Annotated in this window: 23 protein-coding genes and 2 pseudogenes; 5 read left to right on the plus strand and 20 right to left on the minus strand. The window is 63.4% G+C overall.

What is annotated here, in order from left to right; all coding sequences use genetic code 11:
• The 4 genes and pseudogenes from CP49_RS04450 to CP49_RS04465 form a co-directional block, all read right to left on the minus strand.
• Window positions 1-776 (minus strand): annotated as a pseudogene (locus CP49_RS04450) (flagellar hook-length control protein FliK); the annotation flags it as partial.
• 70 nt (window positions 777-846) lie between these two features.
• Window positions 847-1,620 (minus strand): ATP12 family chaperone protein, encoded by a 774-nt coding sequence (locus CP49_RS04455; RefSeq protein WP_057849095.1) that lies wholly within the window; start codon window positions 1,618-1,620, stop codon window positions 847-849.
• 275 nt (window positions 1,621-1,895) lie between these two features.
• Window positions 1,896-3,119 (minus strand): amidohydrolase family protein, encoded by a 1,224-nt coding sequence (locus CP49_RS04460; protein WP_057849096.1) that lies wholly within the window; start codon window positions 3,117-3,119, stop codon window positions 1,896-1,898.
• A 100-nt stretch (window positions 3,120-3,219) separates the two neighbouring features.
• Window positions 3,220-4,416: an RluA family pseudouridine synthase gene (locus tag CP49_RS04465; protein ID WP_057849097.1), complete on the minus strand. Its 1,197-nt coding sequence runs from the start codon at window positions 4,414-4,416 to the stop codon at window positions 3,220-3,222.
• 132 nt (window positions 4,417-4,548) lie between these two features.
• On the opposite strand from CP49_RS04465, the gene CP49_RS04470 reads away from it, so the two are divergent.
• The gene (locus tag CP49_RS04470) at window positions 4,549-5,484 is read left to right on the plus strand and encodes an alpha/beta hydrolase (RefSeq protein ID WP_156438046.1); all 936 of its coding nucleotides are present in this window, start codon (window positions 4,549-4,551) and stop codon (window positions 5,482-5,484) included.
• Window positions 5,485-5,556: 72 nt separating this feature from the next.
• On the opposite strand, the gene CP49_RS04475 is transcribed toward CP49_RS04470, so the two are convergent.
• The 4 genes from CP49_RS04475 to CP49_RS04490 all read right to left on the minus strand — a co-directional run bounded on the left by CP49_RS04475 (window position 5,557) and on the right by CP49_RS04490 (window position 9,458).
• On the minus strand, window positions 5,557-6,273 hold the full coding sequence (locus CP49_RS04475; RefSeq protein WP_057849099.1) for a tetratricopeptide repeat protein: 717 nt from the start codon (window positions 6,271-6,273) through the stop codon (window positions 5,557-5,559).
• Window positions 6,270-7,607, minus strand: coding sequence for a replication-associated recombination protein A (locus CP49_RS04480; protein ID WP_057849100.1), 1,338 nt, complete (start codon window positions 7,605-7,607; stop codon window positions 6,270-6,272). The genes CP49_RS04475 and CP49_RS04480 overlap by 4 nt, the downstream gene beginning before the upstream one ends.
• Entirely contained in the window at window positions 7,604-8,998 is a 1,395-nt protein-coding gene (locus tag CP49_RS04485) for a DegQ family serine endoprotease (RefSeq protein ID WP_057849101.1), read from the minus strand. Before CP49_RS04485 ends, CP49_RS04480 begins: the two co-directional genes overlap by 4 nt.
• 82 nt (window positions 8,999-9,080) lie before the next feature.
• On the minus strand, window positions 9,081-9,458 hold the full coding sequence (locus CP49_RS04490; RefSeq protein WP_057849102.1) for a winged helix-turn-helix transcriptional regulator: 378 nt from the start codon (window positions 9,456-9,458) through the stop codon (window positions 9,081-9,083).
• 189 nt (window positions 9,459-9,647) lie between these two features.
• Between CP49_RS04490 and CP49_RS04495 the strand changes: the two genes are divergently transcribed.
• From CP49_RS04495 to CP49_RS04510, 4 genes are all read left to right on the plus strand, one after another.
• The gene (locus tag CP49_RS04495; RefSeq protein ID WP_057849103.1) at window positions 9,648-10,661 is read left to right on the plus strand and encodes a zinc-binding alcohol dehydrogenase family protein; all 1,014 of its coding nucleotides are present in this window, start codon (window positions 9,648-9,650) and stop codon (window positions 10,659-10,661) included.
• Window positions 10,662-10,790: 129 nt separating this feature from the next.
• Window positions 10,791-11,768, plus strand: coding sequence for a Bug family tripartite tricarboxylate transporter substrate binding protein (locus CP49_RS04500; RefSeq protein WP_057849104.1), 978 nt, complete (start codon window positions 10,791-10,793; stop codon window positions 11,766-11,768).
• Window positions 11,769-11,775: 7 nt separating this feature from the next.
• Complete coding sequence (locus CP49_RS04505) at window positions 11,776-13,269, plus strand: amidase (RefSeq protein WP_057849105.1); 1,494 nt, start codon at window positions 11,776-11,778, stop codon at window positions 13,267-13,269.
• A gap of 193 nt (window positions 13,270-13,462) precedes the next feature.
• Complete coding sequence (locus CP49_RS04510; RefSeq protein WP_057849106.1) at window positions 13,463-13,840, plus strand: hypothetical protein; 378 nt, start codon at window positions 13,463-13,465, stop codon at window positions 13,838-13,840.
• A gap of 65 nt (window positions 13,841-13,905) precedes the next feature.
• Here the strand turns inward: CP49_RS04510 and CP49_RS04515 are convergent, their stop codons facing one another.
• The 12 genes and pseudogenes from CP49_RS04515 to CP49_RS46930 form a co-directional block, all read right to left on the minus strand.
• Window positions 13,906-14,247 carry a DUF1236 domain-containing protein gene (locus CP49_RS04515; protein ID WP_057849107.1) on the minus strand — a complete coding sequence of 114 codons (342 nt, stop codon included), beginning with the start codon at window positions 14,245-14,247 and terminating at the stop codon, window positions 13,906-13,908.
• Window positions 14,248-14,395: 148 nt separating this feature from the next.
• Window positions 14,396-14,692, minus strand: coding sequence for a DUF1330 domain-containing protein (locus tag CP49_RS04520; protein WP_057849108.1), 297 nt, complete (start codon window positions 14,690-14,692; stop codon window positions 14,396-14,398).
• A gap of 23 nt (window positions 14,693-14,715) precedes the next feature.
• A complete protein-coding gene (gene greA / locus CP49_RS04525; protein ID WP_057849109.1) occupies window positions 14,716-15,174 on the minus strand; it encodes a transcription elongation factor GreA in 459 nt (152 codons plus the stop codon).
• 127 nt (window positions 15,175-15,301) lie between these two features.
• Entirely contained in the window at window positions 15,302-15,718 is a 417-nt protein-coding gene (rplQ, locus tag CP49_RS04530; protein WP_057849110.1) for a 50S ribosomal protein L17, read from the minus strand.
• Window positions 15,719-15,841: 123 nt separating this feature from the next.
• Entirely contained in the window at window positions 15,842-16,873 is a 1,032-nt protein-coding gene (locus CP49_RS04535; RefSeq protein ID WP_057849111.1) for a DNA-directed RNA polymerase subunit alpha, read from the minus strand.
• 105 nt (window positions 16,874-16,978) lie between these two features.
• On the minus strand, window positions 16,979-17,368 hold the full coding sequence (rpsK, locus tag CP49_RS04540) for a 30S ribosomal protein S11 (RefSeq protein WP_006021048.1): 390 nt from the start codon (window positions 17,366-17,368) through the stop codon (window positions 16,979-16,981).
• A 132-nt stretch (window positions 17,369-17,500) separates the two neighbouring features.
• Entirely contained in the window at window positions 17,501-17,869 is a 369-nt protein-coding gene (gene rpsM / locus CP49_RS04545; protein WP_057849112.1) for a 30S ribosomal protein S13, read from the minus strand.
• A 187-nt stretch (window positions 17,870-18,056) separates the two neighbouring features.
• Entirely contained in the window at window positions 18,057-18,923 is an 867-nt protein-coding gene (locus CP49_RS04550) for an adenylate kinase (protein WP_057849113.1), read from the minus strand.
• Between the two features lie 68 nt (window positions 18,924-18,991).
• Window positions 18,992-20,323 carry a preprotein translocase subunit SecY gene (gene secY, locus CP49_RS04555; RefSeq protein ID WP_057849114.1) on the minus strand — a complete coding sequence of 444 codons (1,332 nt, stop codon included), beginning with the start codon at window positions 20,321-20,323 and terminating at the stop codon, window positions 18,992-18,994.
• A 146-nt stretch (window positions 20,324-20,469) separates the two neighbouring features.
• Window positions 20,470-20,958: a 50S ribosomal protein L15 gene (rplO, locus tag CP49_RS04560; RefSeq protein ID WP_057849115.1), complete on the minus strand. Its 489-nt coding sequence runs from the start codon at window positions 20,956-20,958 to the stop codon at window positions 20,470-20,472.
• Window positions 20,959-20,974: 16 nt separating this feature from the next.
• Entirely contained in the window at window positions 20,975-21,169 is a 195-nt protein-coding gene (rpmD, locus tag CP49_RS04565) for a 50S ribosomal protein L30 (protein ID WP_057849116.1), read from the minus strand.
• 37 nt (window positions 21,170-21,206) lie between these two features.
• Window positions 21,207-21,361: pseudogene (locus tag CP49_RS46930) on the minus strand (30S ribosomal protein S5); the annotation flags it as partial.

A 21,361-nucleotide genomic window follows, 5' to 3' on the forward strand; every position in this document is an offset into this window, starting at 1 on the left:
GGCGCGAGGGTCGCGGCGGCCTGCGGCGACGCGGCTTGCTGTGCCCCGGCCGGTGCCGCCGGGGTCGCGGCCGTCGAATTGACGCCAAGCGCCGACTGCAGCGTCTGGCGAAGCACGATCAGCGCGGCCTTGAGGTCGGGAACGCCGCTCGTGGGGAGCGAACCTGTCGCCAGCGACGCTTCGAGGAAGATTCCGGATTTCTGGAACGCCGTCTTGATGTCGCCGCCGTCGAGGCTCTGATCGAGACTGGTCTGTTGCGCCAGCACCTGCGCAATCGCCGCCTGCAATTTTGGCGGCAGGTTGCTGGACGACACCGCCACGCCGAGATTGGCAAACAACGGCGCCAGGCTGTCCTGTTCGGTCACCGCGGCCTGCGCCGCCGCGGAGACGGCTGCGCGCTCCAGCGGCGTCAGCACGTTCTTCGGTACCACGATGGTCGGACGGTTGGCGGCGGCATCGGCCAGCGCATCGGGTGAAAGCGTCACGGCATCGGCCGCGGCGCCGGCGGCATCGCCGCCCTGCCCGACCACGGCGAGGCGAATGCCGTCTTTGGTCTGTGACACCGCAAGCTGCAGGTTCTGGCCTTGCTGCAGCGGAATTTCAGTGGCCACGTCGATCGACAGGCTGGCGATTGCAATCCGCACCAGATCGGCGGAGAGCACTTTCAGGACCTGTGCGTTGACCACGCTGCCCGGCTGCAGCACGAGTTCGGGCGCGATGCCGCCAACCTCTTGGGCTGATAGCACCGGCAGAACGGGATTGATCGAAGTCGCCATGTCCTAGGGTCTCGGCCAGGCTAGAGGCTAACCCGGCGTCGTAAACCTCTGCTTAACCGACGGCGGCCGCTCAGGCCTTCAGAGCGGCCAAAATGCTCACCGCGGCCTTAAAATCGACCAGCCGGGCCGCCCGGCGGGCCGCCACCTCCTCGTCCACGCCCCATTTTTCGGCGTTCCAGTCCTCATCGACATGGGCGGCGGTCCAGACCTGATCGGGATCGCGGACACCGTGCAGCAGCGCCAGCGCCAGCAGCGCCGAGCCCGTGAGCGTCGTCACCACATGCAGTGCGGCCACGGACCAGGGGTCGGATGGGAATATGTCGCGGGCTGCCTTGATTGCCTGCTCGGGCTGGGTGATGTGAACGATCCCCTCCGACAGGATGAAATGAGCGCCAAGGTCGTTTGCAGCCCAGGACAGCACGGGGTCCCAATGCGCGGCTTCCCGGGCGACCAGCGCCTCGGGATGGCCGGCACGATAGAACAGCAGATCGGAACCGAGATATTTTGCGACGTCCTCGGCCACGGCATCGACGCGATCGGTGACCTCAGCGACGCTGTTGGCAAAGCGCGTCAGCGGCATGGTCAGGGGATCAATGGTCTCGCCTTGCGCGTTCCATTCGGCAGCGATCTTCTGGGCGAGCCCGCTGGTGGGCGCAACGACCTGACGGCCGGAAGGCGTGCGGATCGGCTTGCCGTCAAGCGTAACGGCAAGCCCGCCATCGGCTGGCGCGATGCCGGCCTCCTTGTAGAACCGCTTACGTTGGGGAACGCGCGTGGCGCGTCGCACCGCCTCCTCCGGATCGAGCGGAGAATGTCCGGCGACTTCATCGAATAGTTCGCGCATGCGGCTTCCGGTGGTCGGTGATAATCGAGGCCTGACAATACGATATCGGGGGGTGCAAATAAAGCCGATGAGGACGTTGCGGCCACGACTTGCCATTCTGGTTGTGCTGGCCAGCGTGGCCGTCTCGCCGGGTTCATGCCGGGTTCCGCTTCCCCAGCATAACAGAGAGAGAAGCTTGAATGTAGGATGGGTAGAGCGAAGCGAAACCCATCGCGGTCATGATTGCGATGATGGGTATCGCTTCGCTCCACCCATCCTACGAACTGCCGCCGGCGTCAGGGTTTTTGATAGATCACCTTGCCCGCCCGGATCGTGTAGGCGACCTTGGCGAGGTTGGTGACGTCGGCGATGGGATCGCCGTCGAGCACCACGACGTCGGCGTCAAACCCGTTCTCGACCCGGCCTTTCTTCGCGGCCTTGAAATATTGCGCGGGGTTGGTCGTCAGCGACGCGAGGATCTGGCGCGCCGACAGCGCGCGATGCATCAGCTCATATTCGAGCGTCGTGTCGTAATAGATGGTGAAGCCGACATCGGTGCCGAACAGGACCGGCCCCCCATTGTCGGAGAACGCCTTGACCTGAGCGACGGTCGTCGCAACGAGGCGCGTAGCGATATCGGGCGCGACAGGAAGCTTTGCAAACAGCGACAGCGTCGGAACCAGCGCAATGCCCTGCTGCTTGAAGCGCGCGATCTGCTCGGGCGAATAGACCGGTTCGCCGGGCACCGTGTGAGCCATGATGTCGACGCCGGCCGCGATCACGGCGTCCACGCCCGCCATGTTTTGCGGATGGGCGAACACCGGCTTGCCCGCAGCATGCGCCACATCGACAGCCGCCTTGGCGATGCCCGGGTCCATGTTCACGACCGGCTTGCCGGTGCCCTTGAAGGAGCCGGTGAACAGTTTCACGCCGTCGAGGCCGAAGCCCATATAGGTGCGCGCCAATTGCGCGGCTTCTTCCGGCGCGGAAGCTTCGGGTAGCTTGATCTCGGCGGGCAGATAGGCGGGATGACCGTCCTTGGGAAAGATGCTGCCAGCGGTATGGATGGCCGGGCCCGGCACTTCGCCGGAATCGACGCGACGGCGCAACGGCAAAGTATCGCGCCCGTCGGACCCGAGGTCCCATACGGTGGTGAAGCCCCACCGTGTCAGCATCGCCTGCATGTGCTCGGCCAGCGGCGCGGCGGGCGCGGCGCCTGCGTTCTTCCACACGGCCTGCGAGAAATGGACGTGGCTGTTCCAGAAGCCGGCGACCACGGTCTTGCCGGCGCAATCAATGACCTGCGCGTCGCTGGGGATTTGCAGTTCGCTGCGGCTTCCGACCGCGGTAATGACGCCGTTCGCGGTGAGAACCACGGCATCCGAAAGCGGCGCGGCGTCGGGCGAAGCGTAGACGCTGCCGCCCACGAGCGCGAGCGTCTGGGCGTTGGCTGTGAGGCTCGAACAGGCAGAGACAAGCGATAGACCGAAAACTGCGACGCAGAGCCGATTCAAGATCATATGCCGACGCCTCGCGGATGACGGTGTGAAATCGACGGAGCGATACCAAATCAACGCTGCTGCCGTTTGACAGTTGTTGCGCTCGGCCTGCGGGGCCGTGTCATTCCTCCGGCGCGTTCTCGATCGGATCGAACCGGTCGTGCTCAAGCCCGAGCAGATTCCAGGATTGCAGCATATGCGGCGGCAGCGGCGCGCTGACATCGATCACGCCGCCGCGCGGATGCGGGATCACGAGCCGCCGCGCCAGGAGATGCAGCCGGTTCTGCAAGCCGCCCGGCAGGTCCCAGTTCTCCTTGTTGAAATATTTGGGGTCGCCGACGATGGCGTGGTCGATATGCGCCATATGGGCGCGCAATTGATGGGTTCGCCCGGTGACCGGCTTCAGCGACACCCAGGCGAGCTTCTGCGCCGAGGTCTCGACCACGGCATAGTAGGTCACCGCGTGGCTCGCGCCCTCGTCGCCGTGTTTTGCGACGCGCATGATACTGTCGTCTTCGCTCTCCTCCTTGGCGAGATAGGTCGAGATGCGGCCCTGCTTGGGCTTCGGCACGCCCGCCACCAGCGCCCAGTAGATCTTTCGCGCCGAGCGATGACGGAACGACCCGGTCAGGGCGGTCGCGGCAAAACGGGTTTTTGCAATCAATAGGCAGCCCGACGTTTCCCGATCCAGCCGATGCACCAGCCGCGGCTTCTGCCCCTTGGCGTCGCGCATCACTTCCAGCATCAGATCGACATTTCGCGTGATGCCGGAGCCGCCCTGCACGGCGAGCCCCGCAGGCTTGTTCAACACCATGACGTCGGCGTCCTCGAACAGCGTCATCTCCTTCAGCGCGTGCAACGTCTTCGTTGCGGCTTCCGAGAGCGTGCCCGAGCCCTTCGGCGCATCGAGCTTGAGCGGCGGAATGCGAACGCTCTGGCCTTCTTCCAGGCGGTCCTTGCTGTCGGCGCGCTTGCCATTGACGCGTAGCTCGCCCTTCCGGACGATGCGCTGGATATGGGAGAACGACAGGCCGGGGAAACGCGCCTCGAGGAAGCGATCGACCCGCATGTTGCTCTCGTCGGCGGTGACGACGACGGTCTGGACCTTGGTGGGCAGCGGCGGCGGCTCGGGTGCGACCTTCGCCGGCTCGGCGACAACAGGCTTTGAAGCACGGGGTGGCGAGGCCGCAAACCGCGCCGCTGGCTTTCCGCCCGGGCGATGTGCCGGCGGCCGCTCGGCTGACGATCCTCGATAAGGACGCGCGCCCTTCGGGCGATCGCCCGCGGGCCGGAGAGGTCTCTTGACGCGTCGGCTCATGATGGCTGCGGCTCCGAAAGTTATGCGGTTGGGTAGCGCAAAAGCAGCGAACCGTCACGGTGAATTCAGTACAAATCAGGCGCCGGATCGGCCATGTTAGGCCAAACGACCAAGAAACGTGGGGCAGTCCGGATGAAATTATCAAGGCCGGCTTTGATCGTGCTGGCGGCAATGGTCGCGAGCACGGCGTGGGCGCAGATGCCGGAGGATCTGGCCTGGAAGCTCCTGGAACTCGGCCGCGTCATCGATCCACCCAAGACGGTGGAGCTCTACGCGCCGCTGCAGGAAAAAGAGCCGTATCAGGGCGTCAAGGTCGAGCGGGACGTTAAATACGGCCCTGCCGATCGCAACCTGCTCGATATCTTTGCACCGGATAACGTGACATCGGCCCGGCCGGTTCTGATCTATGTACATGCCGGCGCCTTTGTCGGCGGCAACAAGCGGACCACACCGACCAGCCCGTTCTACGACAACATCATGCTGTGGGCGGCAAGGAACGGCTTCATCGGCGTCAACGTCGCCTATCGCCTCGCGCCGCAGGCGCCCTGGCCGGCGGGTGCCGAGGATATGGCCGCGGCGGTCAAGTGGATCACCGACAAGATCGGCGAGCACGGCGGCAATCCCGCGCGCATCTACCTGATGGGACATTCCGCCGGCGCGGTTCACGTCGCAAACTATGTCTCGCATCCCGAATTTCACAAGGTGAAGGGCGGCGGCCTCGCCGGCGCGATCATGCTCTCGGGAATTTACGACCTGACTGCGACGCCGCTCGCCGATACCCAGCGCGCCTATTTCGGCGCCGATCCCGCGCGCTACGCCGAACGATCCTCGCTGTCCGGTTTGGCTACAACGGATATCCCGCTGATGATAGCCGCCGCTGAACTTGATCCGGAAGGCTTCGTGCTGCAATTTGATCTCGCAAAAGAGGCGAGTTGCAAACGCGCCGGCGGATGCGCCCGCTCGCTCCTGCTGTCGCAGCACAGCCACATGTCGGAGGTGTATTCGATCAACACCGCCGACACCCGGCTGACCGATCAGATCCTGGATTTCGTGAAGACAGGGAAGTAGCCGATCGCTCGGCCGCGTGTGGGTCGCCCCAATTGGCCGCCCGCTCGCGCTGTGTCGGGTGCGCCCTAGGAGCTACTTGCACTGTGCGACGCTTCTCACCGCGGTCAAATCACTGCTGGAATTGTTGGAGGGACGCTTTTTGGCGGCCTCCTCCGCCGCGGCGCAGGCCGACGCCGCATCTCCGTTTTGGAACCTGGCCCAGGCAAGATTGGTCCAGGCATCGCCGAAGTCCGGGGCCTCCTTGACCGCCTGGTCCAGCACCGCCTGGGCATCGCGCGGCCGCTTGGCTATCAAGAGCAGGCGGCCATAGTCGGCTTTGAGCGCCTTCACCGGATTGGGCTGCTTGAGCGCGATCCTGAACAGTTCGTCGGCGGCATCGAGGTCATTGAAGCGAGCTTGAGCGATCACCGCAAAGCCATGGTAGACGCTGCTCTGTTCAGGTGAAACGAGAAAGGCCTGATTAAACCGGAGCGCGGCTTCCCGTACCTTGCCGCCCTGTATCGCTATCCACGCACGCTTGGTCGTTTCCTCGAACGCCTTTTCGCGCGACCCGGTGGCCCCGATGATGGCGCTTACAAACTTCTCATCCTCGGCCTTCTGCTCCGCACTCCTGGCCGCAAATCCGAAGAACGGCTGCTCGTTAACCGGCGCAGTATAGGTCCGCTTCGTCACTTGCACGCCCGGCGCAACCTCGACCGTCTCGGCGGCTGCAGGCAGCGGCGGCGCCAGCATCACCACGCAGGCGACAGCCAGAATGGTCTGTTTGAGAAAGGTACCAGAACGTCTCATTCGCGATGGCCTCGTTCCTTGCGCAACTTCGCCCAGTAATCCAGCCGCTTGCGGATTTCGCGCTCGAACCCGCGGTCCGGCGGATCGTAGAAGGTCTGCCGCCCCAGCGCTTCCGGAAAGTAGTCCTGCCCGGAGAAGGCGTCGGGCGCGTCGTGGTCGTATGCGTAACCCGAGCCATAACCTTCCGACTTCATCAGCTTGGTCGGCGAGTTGAGAATATGCTTTGGCGGCAACAGCGAGCCGCCTTCTTTCGCCGTACGCATCGCAGCACCGAAGGCCGTGTAGGCGGCGTTCGATTTCGGCGCGGTGGCGAGATAGATCACGGCCTGCGCGATCGCGAGTTCGCCCTCGGGAGACCCAAGAAAATCGAAGGCATCCTTGGCGGCATTGCAGATCACCAGCGCCTGCGGATCGGCAAGGCCGATATCCTCCACCGCCATTCGCACCACGCGCCGCGCCAGGAACAGCGGATCCTCGCCGGCGTCCAGCATGCGCGCGAGGTAATACAGCGCCGCATCGGGATCGGAGCCGCGCACCGATTTATGCAGCGCCGAGATCAGGTTGTAATGCCCGTCGGCGGATTTGTCGTAGATCGGCGCGCGTCGCTGCAGGATCTCCTGCAACTGCGCGGCGTTGAAGATTTCGTCCTTGCGCGCGGCCCGCCAGACCTCCTCGGCCAAGGTCAGCGCCGCGCGGCCGTCGCCATCGGCCATCCGCACCAGCACGGCGCGCGCCTCCGCATCGAGCGGCAGCCTCCTCCCCTCGACCTTCTCGGCATGCACAAAGAGTTTTTCGATCGCGGCAGCATCGAGCGAATGAAACACCAGCACGCGCGCCCGCGACAGAAGCGCGGCGTTGAGTTCGAACGACGGGTTTTCCGTGGTGGCGCCGACCAGCACCACAGTGCCGTCTTCCATCACGGGCAGAAACGAATCCTGCTGCGCGCGGTTGAAACGATGCACCTCGTCGACGAACAACAGCGTGCCCTTGCCCATTTCGCGCCGGGCGCGCGCCGCGTCGAACACCTTCTTCAGGTCGGCGACGCCGGAAAACACCGCTGAAATCTGCTCGAAATGCAGTTCGGTGGCGTCAGCCAACAGCCGCGCCACGGTGGTCTTGCCGGTACCAGGCGGCCCCCAGAACACCAGCGAGCCCAGCGAGCGCGTCTCCAGCATGCGCGTCAGCGCACCGTCGGGCCCGAGGATATGATCCTGGCCGACGACGTCGGAAAGCGAACGCGGGCGCAGCCTGTCCGGCAGCGGATGCGGCGCATCCTGCTCCATCCCCGCCGCAGCGAAGAGGTTGGCTACCTCGCGTGGTCGCTTCGGACTCATCCGCCCAGCGTCACGTTGATCTGCTGGCCGCCGCGCACCACGACGATGCGCCAGAGCCTGGAAGCGGCCTTCGAAGCCTTGTCGAGGTCGCTGGTCTTGCTGATCTTCTGGCTGTTGACCGCAAGGATGATGTCGCCCTTCTGGAAGCCCACGCTTGCCGCGGTGCCGCCGTCGGCGAGGTCGATCACCACGACGCCCTCGGTCTGGGAATCCAGGTGCAACTCATCGGCAATCGCCGGCGAAATATTGGCGACCTTGGCGCCCTGGAACGGCGATCGCGCGGTGAGCACGATTTCATCGCGGTTGGTGTCGGGGGCAGTCTCCAGCGGCACCGTGACCTTGACGGTCTTTCCGGCGCGCTGCACGTCGATCTGCGCCGCGCCGCCGAGTTGCCGCGTGGCGAACCGATAATCGAACGCGTTGGGGTCGTCGATCGTCTGCCCTTCGATCGCAACGATCAAATCCGATGGCTTCAGACCAGCGCGCGCCGCCGGACTGTTCGGCGCGACATTGGCGACCAAAGCGCCGTTCGGCAGCTTCAGGCCCAGCGTATCTGCAATTTCGGGCGTCACCGCCTGCAGCTTCGCACCCAGCCACGGCCGCTTGACGGCCTTGCCACCGCTTTTGGCGGACGCCACGACCACGCGCACCATATTGGCGGGGATCGCAAAGCCGATGCCCTGCGAGCCGCCGGAGCGCGAGAAGATCGCGGTGTTGATGCCGACGAGCTTGCCGGTCATGTCGACCAGCGCACCGCCGGAATTGCCAGGATTGATCGCGGCGTCGGTCTGGATGAAGAACTGGTAGTCGGTGACGCCGACCTTGGTGCGGGCCAGCGCCGAGACGATGCCGTGAGTCACGGTCTGGCCGACGCCGAAGGGGTTGCCGATCGCGAGCACGACGTCGCCGACCAGCAATTCATCGGAATTGGCGAAGTCGAGGGTTGCGAATTTCTCTTTTCCGTCTTTCACGCGCAGCACAGCCAGATCCGTGCGGCTATCCTTGAGCACGATCTCGGCCTCGAACTCGCGCTTGTCGGCAAGCGAGATCTTGACCTGGTCGGCGCCCTCGATGACGTGGTTGTTGGTAACCACGAGGCCGGAAGAATCGACCATCACACCCGATCCGAGCGAACGCTGCATTTGTTCGGGCTGCTGCCCGGGCACGCCAAAGAAACGACGAAAAATCGGATCGTCCAGCAGCGGATTGCGGGTTTGCACGGTTTTACCGGCGTAGACGTTCACCACCGCCGGCTGCGCGCGCTGCACGATCGGCGCGTAAGACAGCCGCAGTTCGGCGCCCGAGGTCGGCACGCGCCGGTCCTGCGCCAGCGCCGGTGTTGCCATGACTACTGAGGCCAGCAGCAGGGCGAAGGATCGGATCAAATTCATGCGAAAATCCTGGAGTTCAGCGCCACACATATAGATGCGAGGCGGCAACGAGAGAAGATAAAGCGGTACCCAATACCAGTAGCTACGCCGCGCGATCGGGCACTTTGGCGACGTCTGGCGCCGGCGCACAGGATAGCCGCTCCTGGTGGCCCTCGCCCCACGCCCGCAGCGTCTCGATGACAGGACGCAGGCTTTCGCCGATCTCTGACAGCGTGTACTCGACCCGCGGCGGCACCTCGGCATAGACCTTGCGAACCACGAGCTTGTCGTCCTCGAGCGCCCGAAGCTGCTTTGTCAGCATGCGCTGGGTAATCCCGGGCATCCGCCGCCGCAACTCCCCGAAGCGCTGGGTGCCGGCCTGCAGATGAAACAGGATCACGCCCTTCCACTTGCCGTCGATCAGATCGAGCGTGGCTTCAACCGCACAGCCCGGCCGACGGGTAAAATCTCGCCGTTTCATGAGTTTTCCTGAAGGTTTTCCCAATAGTATCCAAACAGGGACTAGTTCCCCGTATTTACAGTACTTGCCAAATGGATGCCAGCGCGACAGTTAGGCGGCGAAAGCGTTTTCAAGCGAAGTGGGGCCGGTTCGCGTGAAGAAAACGCGTCAGAAATAGAGACCTTTCCAAACGACGCAGGAGACACGGACATGAAGGCTGTCGGGTACAAAAAATCGCTCCCCATCGAGGACGCGCAATCGCTGATCGATTTCGAGGCCGCCAAACCGGAACCGAAGGGCCGCGACGTCAGAGTCGCCGTCAAGGCGATCTCCGCCAACCCGGTCGATTACAAGGTCCGCAAGCGCGCCGCCCCGCCCGAGGGCGAGACCAAAATCCTGGGCTATGACGCAGCCGGTGTAGTCGATGCCGCCGGCCCCGACGTGACCCTGTTCAAGCCGGGCGACGAAGTGTTTTACGCCGGCTCGATCCTGCGCCAGGGCACCAACGCAGAATTTCATCTGGTCGACGAGCGGATCGTCGGCAAGAAGCCGAAATCGCTGTCGTTCGCGCAGGCCGCAGCGCTGCCGTTGACCTCGATCACCGCATGGGAATTGCTATTCGACCGGCTCGGCGCCGTGCCGGGGAAGAGCCTCGATCCGCGCACCCTGCTGATTACCGGCGGCGCCGGTGGCGTCGGCTCGATCCTGATCCAGCTCGCGCGCCGCCTTACCGGCCTGACGGTGGTCGCCACCGCCACGCGTCCGGAGTCGCAAAAATGGTGCCTCGACCTCGGCGCGCACGCCGTGATCGATCACTCCAAACCGATGAAAGAGCAGATCGAGAAGCTGAAGGCGCCGCCGGTGGCGCTGGTCGCGAGCCTCACCTTCACCGACCAGCATTACAAGGCGATCGCGGATTTCATCGCCCCGCAAGGCCGGTTCGGTCTGATCGACGATCCCCCGGAATTCACCGTTAGTGCGTTCAAGGGCAAGGCAGTTTCGATCCACTGGGAGTCGATGTTCACGCGCTCGTCGTTCCAGACGGCGGACATGATCGCCCAGCACCATCTGCTCAACGATGTGGCAGACCTCCTCGACAAGGGCGTGCTGCGCACCACGCTCGACCAAACTTTCGGCACCATCAACGCCGCCAATCTGAAGCGCGCGCATGCGCTGCTGGAAAGCGGCAAGTCGCGCGGCAAGATCGTGCTGGAGGGCTGGTAGCGGCCCAATAAACAGGGTTGATCGGAAGGTCGATTCAAGGGACCCTGTCCCATCGATCCGGGATGGCTGTCGCCGAAACCCCCGGCGCGAATTGCCGGGGGACACGAAAGACAGGAGACCTGTTTCGATATGATCCGGATGTTTTTGACGGCCGCGATAGCGTCGGCCTGCGTGGTGGGCTGCGCGTCGATCGCAGTAGCGCAGGCTGGCTACCCCGAAAAACCGCTGCAGTTGATCGTGCCCTTCCCGCCGGGCGGGGCCTCCGACGTTGTCGGGCGCATCATTGCCGGCGAGTTAGAGGCGCGTCTGGGCAAGCCCGTGATTGTGCTCAATCGCCCTGGCGGCGGCACCACAATCGCGGCCAAGGAGGCCGCCAACGCGGCTGCCGATGGTTACACCCTGTTCGCCAGCTCGAATTCGACCTTTACCTTGCAGCATGCGGTGAAGGAGAACGTGCCATACGACAGCGCCAGGGATTTCGAGCCGATCGGCCAGACCGGCACCCTAGCCATGGTGCTGGTTACCCATCGCGACAATCCGATCAAGGACGTCGCGGCGCTGGTCGCTGCGGCCAAGGCTAATCCCGACAAGCTGTCGCTGGCTTCTTTTGGCGTGGCGACCATTTCGCATTTTGCCGGCGAGCTCTTCAAATCGAGTGCCGGGGTCAAGATGGTGCACCTGCCCTACAAGGGGAGCGCGCCCGCGATGAACGACCTGATGGGCAAGCATATCGAGTACCACGTCGACACCGTGATCGCGATCAGGCCGCTGCTCGAATCCGGCACGGTTCGTCCGCTGGCGGTGTTCTCGGCCAAACGCTCGCCGTTCCTTCCCGACGTTCCAACACTCGCCGAACTCGGCTACCCCAATATCGACCTTGTCTCATGGGGTACCGTGGTGGCGCCCAAGAAAATCCCCCCGGCTATTCGCGACCGGCTGGCCTCGGTGCTGGAAGAGGCGATCGCAAGCCCCCAGGTGATCGAGCGCTTCCAGAAAGTCGGGTACGAAGCTGGCTTCAAGCGCTATTCGGACTGGCCGGGATTCATCGCCAGGGAAACCGCCGAGATGAAGGAACTGGCCCGCAAGGGCGGGATCAAGGAAGAGTAATCGTGAGATGACCGAGCCGTGCGATCTGTCCGCGGTGACCGCCCGGGTGCTGATCGGCGAGCGCAAGCTTTCGCCGGTCGAGCTGATGGACAGTTGCATCCGGCGCATCGAGGAGATCGACCCCTCCGTCAATGCGATCATCGCGCGCTCGTTCGATCGCGCGTGCACGGCAGCACAGGAGAGCGAGGCCGCCGTCATGCGCGGCGGCGTGCTTGGGCCTCTGCACGGGCTTCCGCTCGGGGTCAAGGACCTGATCGACGCCAAAGGGCTACCGACGAGCTTCGGTAGCGTGCTGTTTGCTGACAACGTCGCAGCCGAGGATGAAGCTGTTGTCGCGATGCTCAAGCGCGCGGGCGCCATCGTCGTCGGCAAGACCAACGTCCCCGAATGGGGCGCGGGCGGCAACACCCGCAATGCGCTTCATGGCGCCACCGGCAACCCGTTCGACCCCGAGCGCTCCGCCGCCGGCTCGTCCGGCGGATCGGCGGTGGCGCTTGCCACCGGCATGGTGCCGCTGGCGACCGGTTCGGATACCGGGGGGTCGGTCAGGAACCCCGCCGCGTTTTGCGGGGTCGTCGGATTCCGCCCCTCGCCCGGGTTGATCGCGAGCAACAGCCGCAACATGGCCTGGCTGCAGATCTCACAGCTCGGGCCGATGGCAAGAAATGTATCGGACGCGTGCCTTATGCTTTCCTGCATGCTGGATCGCGACGCGCGCGATCCGCTGTCGGCCATCCTTCACGCCGGCGGAACGCCCGTGCGCGAGACCTACCGCGATCCGCCACGGACCGATCTCGCCACCTTGCGCATCGCGGCGACATGCGATTTCGGATTTGCTCCGACGGAGCGCGCCATCGCCGAGACGTTCAAGAAGAAGCTCGCGACGTTCGGATCGGCATTCCGCAGCCTCGAGTGGACCCATCCTGATTGCAGCCACGCTGACGAGGTGTTCCGGATCTTGCGCGCTGTCGCATTTCTGGGCCGTCACCGTGAACTCGCCGAGAAATATCCGGACAAGGTGGGTCCCAATATCAGCGACAATGTCGCCCAAGGACTAGGCTATTCCGCCCTCGACGTGGCGCGTGCGCTCTCGCTGCAGACCGCGCTTTACCGGAGCTGGCAGACATTCTTCGGCGAGCATGATTTTGTCATTGCGCCGACGGTCACGATCAGCCCGCGGCCCTGGTCGGAGCTCTACCCGGCCGCTATCGATGGCGCGCCGACCAAAAGCTATTTCCACTGGCTGGCGTTGGCCTATGCCGTGACCAATGCCGGACACCCGGCCGTGGCGATACCGGCTGGCCGCGACGGCGCCGGATTGCCGTTCGGCATCCAGATCATCGGCCCGCGAGGCGGCGATGTCGCGACGCTTTCGGTTGCCCGCGAGATCGAGGCGCTGCTAGGCGCCAATCCGGAGACGGCCCGTCCGGTGCCGGATCTGGCCTGGCTGCGCCGTCAGCCGCCTATATCCGGCCGGCCAGGTTTTCTGGATTTCGATTGATTCGGCTCCATTCGAAGCCGTCGCCTGAACGTTCGTTCATCAAAGTTAAATCTGACGCCAGAGCGGTCTGGAGTCCGGCACTTGGGCAACGAACTTCACTCGAATGTGTTTAGTAAGTGTCTGTTTTTGCGAAAGAGCGAACTTCGCTCGAAGGTAAAGTATTGGCCGTCTGAATTACGGAAAGGAGTGGTCCATGAGGAAAGCACCTTTAGTTCTGGCCGCTGCGGCGGTCCTGGGCTTGACGGCGGTAACGGCACCGTCGCCGGCGGAGGCCCACTGGCGCGGAGGAGGATTTTTCCCGGCCGTGGCTGGCGGACTGATCGCGGGCGCGGTGATTGGCGGACTGGCCTCGAACGCGTACGCCTATGGTCCGGGCTACGGATACTATGGCGGCTATCCGTATTACGGCGGGTATTACGGCGGTTATGCGCCGGCCTACTATGGCGGCTATTACAGCGAGCCTTATTATCCCGTCGTTCGCTACCGTCGCGTGGTTCGCCCGGCATTCGCCTACTATGGCGGTCCGCGGTTCTATGGTCCGCGGTATTACGGCGGCTGGCGTCGCTGGTGATCCGGCAAAATGAAAAAGGGCCGCCCGACTGGCGGCCCCTTTTTGCATGGCGCTGCGAGAGCATCTCAGTCGACTTCATGCACCACGGTGCGGGTAGCGGGATCGACCAGCATCACGCGGTTGTTCGAGTAGACGTAGCGATACTTCGTCACTGACGGACCCCAATCCGGAGGCACCGCCTCAAGTTCGACCTCGGTCGGCACCCTGGTGCCAACCACGATCCTTTCCCGTGTTTCCACCGGGCGGATCTTGTGCTCGGTCACATAGCTCTTGATCTTGGTGCGATATTCCGGCTCGATCCGGATGGTCGCGCCCGCAGCTCCGGTCGTCGTCTCGACGGTGGTCTGCGCGTTGGCCATCGTCGCAACCAGCGACGCAGCCGCCGCAATCATGAACAGCTTCTTCATCTGGCTCCTCCTCAAACCGCATCAGCGCGGCTGCAGAAGAAACAGATTTTTCACCCTCTTGTTCCGAAAAGAATGCGGCACCGCAACGCGTTGAATGCGCAAAGCTATCGACTGACGCGCCGCTTTCAGCGCGATATCGCATTGCAGCTCAAATTGGCGCAACGCCCTCAACGAAGATCAGCCGTCGATTCAGCGCCGTCTGCCGCACCTTCAGAGCCTCCGCATATTCCGACGAGCCGTACCATTCGCGCAAACGCTCCATCGTTGGAAATTCGACGACGATTATGGTTTTCGGTGGTGGGCCGCCTTCGATCAAATTTGCGACGCCGCGGCGGACTAAATAGCGCCCGCCATACTGCGCGATCGTCTTCGCGGCGATGATGCGATAAGCCTCGAAACCCGCCGCATCGCGCATCTCAACTTCGGAAATAACATAGGCCGACATCGCAAACCTCCGACCACAGTTAATCACCGGATTTCGACGATCTCCGCCTCGCCTCCGGCGACGACGCCGACATCGCCGACACCCTTGCCAAACAGCGCGCGTGCCAGCGGCGACGCGTGCGAGATTGTCCCACGTGCAGGGTCGGCCTCGTCTTCGCCGACAATGCGGAACGTCTGCCGGCGGTCATCCTCGCGCACGATGGTGACGGTGTGGCCGAGCCGCACGACCGAATTGTCCGTGGGCTCCGGGATCACCGTCGCTGTGGCGCGGCGCGCACTCCAATAGCGGAGGTCGCGGCGGGCGCTGGTCAGGGCTGCCCGGTCGCCAGCGGATTGCGCTGCGGCATGGGCGGCCTCGGCCGCGGCCAACGCTTGCTCGATCTGGTGGAGACCCCCAGGCGTCACGTCATTCGGAAGATCGGAGATCGGCCGATCAGGCAGATCTTCGACGTCCTCTGCTTCCTTGGCGAATGCTCTACTCATGTCTTGTCAAACGTGTGTAGGCCCCGACGGTTCCTATGAAGCCATGCGGTAACGGGATCGCGAGTGCGTCGGCCAACAAAAAAGCGGCGCTGGAAGCGCCGCTTTTGAAACCTGCGATCTGGAAGGCTTACGCCGCTTCGGCGGACTTTTCCTGCACCGGGCCGGAATCCAGGCCCTTGGCGTCGACGTCGCGGTCGACGAACTCGATCACCGCCATCGGCGCGTTGTCGCCGTAGCGGAAACCGGCCTTGATGATGCGGGTGTAGCCGCCCTGGCGGTCCTTGTAGCGGGGCGCCAGTACGTCGAACAGCTTGCGAACCTGATCCTTGTCGCGCATCTCGGAAATCGCCTGGCGGCGCATGGCGAGCCCGCCCTTCTTGCCGAGGGTGACGAGCTTCTCGACGATCGGGCGCAATTCCTTGGCCTTCGGCAGCGTGGTGACGATCTGCTCGTGCTTGATCAGCGCGGCGCACATGTTGGCGAACATCGCGCGGCGATGCTCGGCGGTGCGGTTGAGCTTACGATGAACCTTGCCGTGACGCATTGATCTATTCCTTGATTTGTCTTCGTCGCGACGGTTCGTCGGACATGTAGCTCAGGTGGGCTGCCTGCGTTCGCCCGTTAAAAAGCGCGATGAAACATCATCGCGCTTTGACTTATTGTTCGATCAGTAGTGATCTTCGAAGCGCTTGGCGAGCTCGTCGATGTTCTCCGGCGGCCAGCCCGGCACTTCCATGCCGAGATGCAGACCCATCTGGGCCAGCACTTCCTTGATCTCGTTCAGCGACTTGCGGCCGAAGTTCGGGGTGCGGAGCATTTCCGCTTCCGACTTCTGCACGAGGTCGCCGATATAGACGATGTTGTCGTTCTTCAGGCAGTTTGCCGAACGCACCGACAGTTCGAGCTCGTCGACCTTCTTGAGGAACGCCGGGTTGAAGGCGAGATCGGGGATGATCTCCTGCGCCACTTCCTTGCGCGGCTCCTCGAAGTTCACGAACACGTTGAGCTGATCCTGCAGGATACGAGCGGCATAGGCCACCGCGTCTTCTGGCGAGATCGCGCCGTTGGTCTCGATCGTCATGGTCAGCTTATCGTAGTCGAGGATCTGACCCTCGCGGGTGTTCTCGACCTTGTAGGAGACCTTGCGCACGGGCGAGAACAGGCTGTCGACCGGGATCAGGCCGATCGGCGCGTCCTCGGGGCGGTTACGCTCGGCGGCGACATAGCCCTTGCCGGCGGCGACCGTGAACTCCATGCGGATTTCCGCACCCTCGTCCAGCGTGCAGATCTGCAGATCGGGATTGAGCACGACGATGTCGCCGACGGTCTGGATGTCGCCGGCGGTGACGACGCCCGGACCCGACTTCTTCACGACCATGCGCTTGGGGCCTTCGCCCTGCATCTTGATCGAGATGTCCTTGATGTTGAGCACGATGTCGGTGACGTCCTCGCGAACGCCCGCGATCGAGGAGAACTCGTGCAGCACGCCGTCGATGTGCACCGATTGCACGGCCGCGCCCTGCAGCGACGACAACAGGATACGGCGCAGCGCGTTACCGAGCGTCTGACCGAAGCCGCGCTCGAGCGGCTCGGCGACGACGGTCGCAAACCGGATCGCATCGGAGCCCGGCGTTACCTGAAGCTTGTTCGGTCGAATGAGTTCTTGCCAATTTTTCTGGATCGTCACTTTGTCACCCATGGGCCAGTCAATCTGCCTTCAAATCACTGGCGTTGGAGATCGCGGATCAGTCCGCGGAAAATTCCAAAAGCAATTGCGGGCGGCAAAACCGCCCGCAATCGAACATCAGACCCGCCGGCGCTTGCGCGGACGGCAACCATTGTGAGGGATCGTCGTCACGTCTCGGATCGACGTCACGGTGAAGCCCGCCGCCTGCAGCGCACGAAGCGCCGATTCGCGGCCCGAACCGGGGCCGGCAACTTCCACTTCCAGCGTACGCATGCCGTGTTCTTGCGCCTTCTTGGAAACGTCTTCGGCCGCGACCTGCGCGGCATAGGGGGTCGACTTGCGCGAGCCCTTGAAGCCCATCGTGCCGGCCGAGGACCAGGCGATCGTGTTGCCCTGCGCGTCGGTGATGGTGATGGTCGTGTTGTTGAACGACGAATTCACGTGCGCGATGCCGGAGGCGATGTTCTTGCGTTCGCGGCGGCGTACGCGGGTGGCTTCCTTGCCCATTACCTAAAAACCTTTCCTGTGATCTCAAACGCCGCCGTAGTGCCAGCGGCTACACCTAAAAACGCGAGTGGCGAACAGCGAATAGTAAGGTTCGACCCCTATTCGCCATTCGCTATTTCCTGTTCGCCAAACTTACTTCTTCTTGCCGGCGATCGACTTGGCCGGGCCCTTGCGCGTGCGCGCATTGGTGTGGGTGCGCTGGCCGCGCACCGGCAGGCCGCGACGATGACGCAAGCCGCGATAGCAGCCGAGGTCCATCAGACGCTTGATGTTGATGCCGGTCTCACGGCGAAGGTCGCCTTCGACGAGATAGTCACGGTCAATCACTTCGCGGATCTGCAGGACTTCCTGGTCGCTCAGTTGGCTGACACGACGATCCAGGGGGATCTTGACCTTTTCAATGATCTCGGCCGCATTCTTCTGGCCGATGCCATGGATGTACTGGAGCGCGATCAGAACGCGCTTGTTGGTCGGGATATTCACGCCGGCAATACGGGCCACGGACTTCTCTCCTGTCGCCGATCCTTCATGGAAGCGGCCTTAAGTTCTTGCTATCTCGGGCAGGTGTCCGCAAACGCGAACACGACGCCCTTCCCCTCATCTGCTTCGGGGCCCGGCGTCGTCAAAAAACTATCCGACTTGGATGCGGGGCTTATTAAAGGATTCAACTCGGTTTCGTCAACCGCCTCTACCGTTTAGCTCGCTTTTTCGTGACCTTTTCGGCAGCCTTGCGGACGGCCTTTTTTGCCGCCTTTTTGGCCTTCCCGGCTCCCCGGCCCCTGACCGGCGAAGCGGCCCGCCGGCCTGCCTTGCCCACCTTCTTGGCCGCCTTGGAAGCCGGTTTGGCGGCCTTACGCGCCTGTTTGACGGCTTTCTTGGCGGTTTTGGCAGCCTTTTTGCCCGCGGGCATGGCGGTCTTCCTGGCGGCTCCCCTGGCCTTCCGGGCCGGTACCGCCTTGGGTTCCACCGCGCCGACGGCGGTCAGGATCCGGTTAATCTCGCGGGTAACCTGTTCGATGGTCATCATCCCATCGACCGTCGCCAGCTTCCGCCGCTCCGAATAATAGTGGATCAGCGGCTCGGTCATCGAGCGGTAGCTCGCCAGCCGCTTCGACAGCACTTCCGGGGTGTCGTCGATTCGCACTTCCTCGCCGCGGGCCTGCATCTCGGCGACGCGCGTCTCGACGCGATTCAGAAGCGCGCTCTCGTTGACGCGCAACTCGATCACGGCGTCGAGCTTGATGTGCTTCTTCTTCAGGAGATCGTCGAGCGCAGCCGCCTGCGGCACGGTGCGCGGAAAGCCGTCGAGGATGAAACCGTTCTTCATGTCGGGCTGGTCGAGACGGTCGGAAATGATCCCGATCACGATCTCATCCGGCACCAGGGAGCCGCTGGCCATGATGTCCTTGGCCTGCAGGCCAACTGGCGTTTGCGCCGCGACCGCCGCACGCAGCATCTCGCCGGTCGAGAGCTGGACGATGCCGTACTTCTGAACCAGCCGCTGTGCCTGGGTCCCCTTGCCCGCGCCCGGCGGACCCAAAAGGATCAATCTCATGACTATTCGCCCCCCGGCTTGGTGAGCGAAATCCCGCGCACCCTGTATTGAATTTCAGAGTCCGCCGATCAGCGGCGGCGACCCCTCAGCTTGGATTTCCTGATCAGCCCCTCATACTGATGGGCCAGGAGATAGCCCTGCACCTGCGCCACCGTATCCATGGTCACGCTGACGACGATCAGAAGCGATGTGCCGCCGAAGTAAAACGGCACCGAAGCATAGGAAATCAGGATCTCGGGGATCAGACAGACGATCGCCAGATAGATCGCGCCGAGCACGGTAACGCGCGACAGCACGTAATCGATATATTCGGCGGTGCGCTCGCCCGGACGGATGCCCGGGATGAAGCCGCCATGCTTCTTCAGATTGTCGGCGGTCTCGGTCGGGTTGAACACGATCGCGGTGTAGAAGAAGGCGAAGAACACGATCAGGCTCAGGTAGAGGATCAGGAATAGCGGACGGCCGTGGCTGAGCTGGGTGTTGAGCCACTGGAACCATTCCGGGCCCTGGCCGGCATTGAAGTTCGCAACCGTCGCCGGCAGCAGCAACAGCGACGAGGCGAAGATCGGCGGGATCACGCCCGAGGTGTTTAGCTTGAGCGGCAGATGCGAGGACTGGCCCTCGAACATCTTGTTGCCGACCTGGCGCTTCGGATACTGGATCAAAAGCCGCCGCTGCGCGCGCTCCATGAACACGATGAAGGCGATCACGACGATCGCCATCGCGATCACCAGCAGGATCAGCCCGGTCGACAGCGCGCCCTGGCGTCCCAGTTCCAGCATGTTGGCGAGAGCAGACGGCAGCTCGGCAACGATGCCGGCCAGAATGATCAGCGAAATACCGTTGCCGATGCCGCGCGAGGTGATCTGCTCGCCGAGCCACATCAGGAACATGGTGCCGCCGGTCAGCGTGACCGTGGTGGAAATGAGGAAGAACAGCCCGGGTTCGCTGACGACGTTGCCGGCGCCCTGGAGGCCGACGGCGATGCCGTAGGCCTGGAACGTGGCGAGGATCACCGTGAGATAGCGGGTATACTGGTTCAGCGTCTTGCGACCAGCCTCGCCTTCTTTCTTCAGCGCTTCGAGCTTGGGCGATACGGTGGTCAGGAGCTGGATAATGATCGATGCCGAGATATACGGCATGATGTTCAGCGCGAAGATCGCCATGCGGTTGATGCCGCCGCCGGCGAACATGTTGAACATGCCGAGGATGCCGCCGGCCTGCGACTTGAACACCTGCTCCCAGGCCGCGGGATCGATGCCGGGCAGCGGGATATAGGTGCCGAGCCGATAAACAAGCAGCGCACCCAGCGTGAACCAGATGCGCTTCTTCAGTTCGTCGGCTTTCGCCAGTGCGCCGAAGTTGAGGTTTGCCGCAAGTTGTTCTGCTGCTGAGACCATGTTCAGGCTTTCTCCCGCCGTCCCTCAAGCCGTCGCCCCTAGCGGGGCGATCGGCAGACGCCGGACATTATTTGGTGCTCGGCTTCGATAAGTCCATCATCCTACCGTGCGGATCGCCCGCGATTGAGCGGACGATGACGCAGATGTTACGCCGCCTCGCCTTCTTCCTTCTTGGCCGGGGCCAAGATCTTCACCGTGCCGCCGGCCTTCTCGACCGCCGCGACCGCGGATTTCGAGGCGCCATGCACCTCGATCGCCAGCTTGGCCTTGAGTTCGCCGCGGCCGAGCAGCCGCAGGCCGTCCTTGGCGCGACGGATCACGCCGGCCTTCACCAGCGATTCGACGGTGACGGTTTCCTTGACGTCGACCAGCTTGGAATCGATCGCCTGCTGCAGCCGGTCGAGATTGATCTCGGCGAAGTCGAGCCGGAAGATGTTGTTGAAGCCGCGCTTCGGCAGGCGACGATGCAGCGGCATCTGGCCGCCCTCGAAGCCCTTGATGCGCACGCCCGAACGCGCGGTCTGGCCCTTGCCGCCGCGGCCCGAGGTCTTGCCCTTGCCCGAACCGATGCCACGGCCGACGCGCATGCGCTTCTTGCGCGAGCCGGCGTTGTCGGCGATATCGCTGAGCTTCATCGCCCTGTCTCCTTACTTACTTCTCGCCGACGACGCGGACGAGATGTTGAACCTTGGCGATCATGCCGCGAATTGCAGGCGTGTCCTGCAGCTCGGTGACACGACCGATCTTGTTGAGCTTGAGGCCGATCAGCGTCGCACGCTGCGAGTGATGGCGGCGGATTGCGCTGCCGGTCTGCTCGACCTTGATCGTCTTTGCGGCCTTGGCCATCGTCTTAACTCCAAAGAGCGCTTAAAAATCGCGCCGGTTATTCAGCCACCACTTCGGCATCGCCGCCGACGCGGCGCGACTGCAGCGTGGACACCTTGATGTTACGGCGGGCCGCCACCGAACGCGGCGAATCCTGATGCTTCAGCGCGTCGAAGGTCGCGCGAACCATGTTGTAGGGATTCGACGAGCCGA

It is taken from the genome of Bradyrhizobium valentinum, assembly GCF_001440405.1.
Lineage (GTDB): Bacteria > Pseudomonadota > Alphaproteobacteria > Rhizobiales > Xanthobacteraceae > Bradyrhizobium > Bradyrhizobium valentinum.